Origin of the sequence: Actinosynnema sp. NPDC023658 (assembly GCF_040639995.1) — a bacterium.
Taxonomy (GTDB): domain Bacteria; phylum Actinomycetota; class Actinomycetes; order Mycobacteriales; family Pseudonocardiaceae; genus Actinosynnema.
This window is the reverse complement of record NZ_JBFAAX010000922.1, coordinates 1-2151: the sequence shown is the minus strand read 5'-3', so window position 1 is coordinate 2151 and position 2151 is coordinate 1. Positions and strand designations below refer to the sequence as shown.

Genomic DNA, 2151 nt, shown 5'->3' with positions numbered 1-2151 from the left:
TGCCGTTCACCGTGGTGCCGTTTGTCGAACCGAGATCAGCGAGCATGGCACTGTGCCCGTCCCAGGTGATCTCCAGGTGCCTCCTGGACCACCGGGTTGCGGTGGTCGATCACCTGGATGCCGCACCAGTACCGCGTCGACCCGGTCTTGTAGCGGATCGAGATGCCCTCGGACGTCGGCGGGCTCACCAGCGTCCAGGTGATCGGGACCTCCCCGAGGTCGCGCGCCGCCAGTCGGTCGAACGCCTCCTCGCTCAGGTCCAGCTGCCCGACCCGGCACGGCAGCGGGCACAGGTTGGTGATCCGCACCGTCACGCTCGCGCCGTTGGCCGCCCGCACCAGGACGTGCGCCCCGCACGCCTGCGAACCCTCGTAGTCGGTCCAGTTCATCGCCGCGGTCAACGCGTCCGGGCCCGGGTCGTACAGGCACGCCCCTCCCCCGTCCGAGCGGTAGAACGTGGCGACGCCCGGGTACGCGACCCCCGGCTTGATCCTCCCGGCGAGCGGCGCGTCGTCCGACGTGGTCGTGGCCGACGTCGACGGCGCGACGGTGGTGGAGGGGACCGCGCGCGCGGACGGGTTCGTGGGCGCGCTCGCGAGCGGCGTGGTGGCCGCCGCACCGATCTTCGGCGCGCGACCCACCGCGACGGTCCCTTGAGGACCGTCCGTTCCGCCCGGCCAGGCCACGACGACCGCGAGCGCGGTCACCAGGAACGCCGCCGCCACCGCGGCGACCAGCCGACGTCCGGCCACCGCACCTCCCGCATCGCGACCACGTCACCGACACGGCGGGGTGGCGCGACTCGCGGCGCGGCACCGACCCGGAGGACGGCGGCCGGTCGAACCAACCCTGGCGACGGCCAACGCTAGCCGGCCCGTTCCGGAGGCGTCAACCGCCGCGAGGGCGTCGTTGTTAGCGTTAACTCGCGCAAATTTTTCGTAATACTTCGCTGACTTACGGAACTTAGGCATCAGCGACGGACCCGTGACGTGACAACGCTTGTGAACGTGCACATCGTGCCCGTCGAGCCGAACCGACCAGTCCCCCGCGTCCGAAGGGTGGACACCCCTGCGGCCTTCGGCCCAGGCGGTGTTGCTGATTCACCGTAAGACTGACTTATCCGGGTGCTCACGGTGTCGTGGCGAGCACGGTCGGACAGGGCCGAAACCGCGTCGAACGAGTTCGACGACTCGCGGCCCTCGAAGTCGACCTCGGACTTCCCTTGACTTGAACGGCTTCTGACCGCTGTCATGGTGTGACGGGAAGGTCGTGGACGCAGGCGGGACCCGGGTCCGGGTCGGACCGGCTACCCGATCGGCCACAGGCAAGAGTCAGACACATCCACCGATCCGACCCTCGACGTACCGGCGGGACCACGACGCAGTGGAGCAGTCCATGACAGCCAATGCCACAACCACCGGCGTGAGGAGTCCTGGACGAACCGATCCGGCACGGCCGAGGGTGGTCGTCGGGTGTGCGGACCCGAACCGACGTCGGGTGCTCCGGTGAGCTCCGGCGTCCGGCGTCCCGCGTCCACCTCCCCCGCACCGCCCCACCCGGCACGACACACCCGGATGCCCCGCCCGCGCATCCGGCCGCCGTGCCGGGTCTTCCGCCACCGCTGACCCTCCATTCCCTTGCCACTGTCGCCATCGGAAGGAAAGCAATGTCCCCCGGCTTGCGAATGCCGGCCGCGCTGCTCGTCACGGCGGCCACCGCCCACTCCCGGGCCGATTCCGCGTCACCGACCGACCACCCGGAGACACCTCATCACCCGACCACCGCGTGGGATCGGGGCCACGCGCCATGACCACGTTCAAGCCGATCGGGTCGACCGTGCCCCCGGTGGACGACGTCGACGACGCGGACGAGGGCGACCCGGCGCTTGTTGCGCCTCATGAGCACGGGCGCGATCGACGAGACCATCGCGCGGGAGCTGGGTGTCAGCCTCCGCACCGTGCACCGGCGGATCACCCGCCTCCAGGACCTGTTGGGCGTGCGTTCGCGCTTCCAGCTCGGCGTGATCGCGTGCGAACGGGGGTGGGTGTGACGCGGGGTGGAGCGGAGCGGGCGTCCCCCGCCGCCGGCCACCGGTGAACCGCCACGCGCGGGTCGTCCTGACCGCCGAGGTCGGCGCGACCCACGCGGCGG

Annotated in this window: 1 protein-coding gene and 2 pseudogenes; 1 reads left to right on the top strand and 2 read right to left on the bottom strand. The window is 71.0% G+C overall.

All coding sequences use genetic code 11. The features are described 5' to 3' along the window. Both AB0G02_RS36455 and AB0G02_RS36450 read right to left on the bottom strand, forming a co-directional pair. Window positions 1-88 (bottom strand): annotated as a pseudogene (locus tag AB0G02_RS36455) (FHA domain-containing protein); the annotation flags it as partial. Between the two features lie 55 nt (window positions 89-143). Next, window positions 144-641: pseudogene (locus AB0G02_RS36450) on the bottom strand (expansin EXLX1 family cellulose-binding protein); the annotation flags it as partial. Window positions 642-1885: 1244 nt separating this feature from the next. Between AB0G02_RS36450 and AB0G02_RS36445 the strand changes: the two are divergent. Next, complete coding sequence (locus AB0G02_RS36445; RefSeq protein WP_360803920.1) at window positions 1886-2050, top strand: LuxR C-terminal-related transcriptional regulator; 165 nt, start codon at window positions 1886-1888, stop codon at window positions 2048-2050. Window positions 2051-2151: the final 101 nt, after the last annotated feature.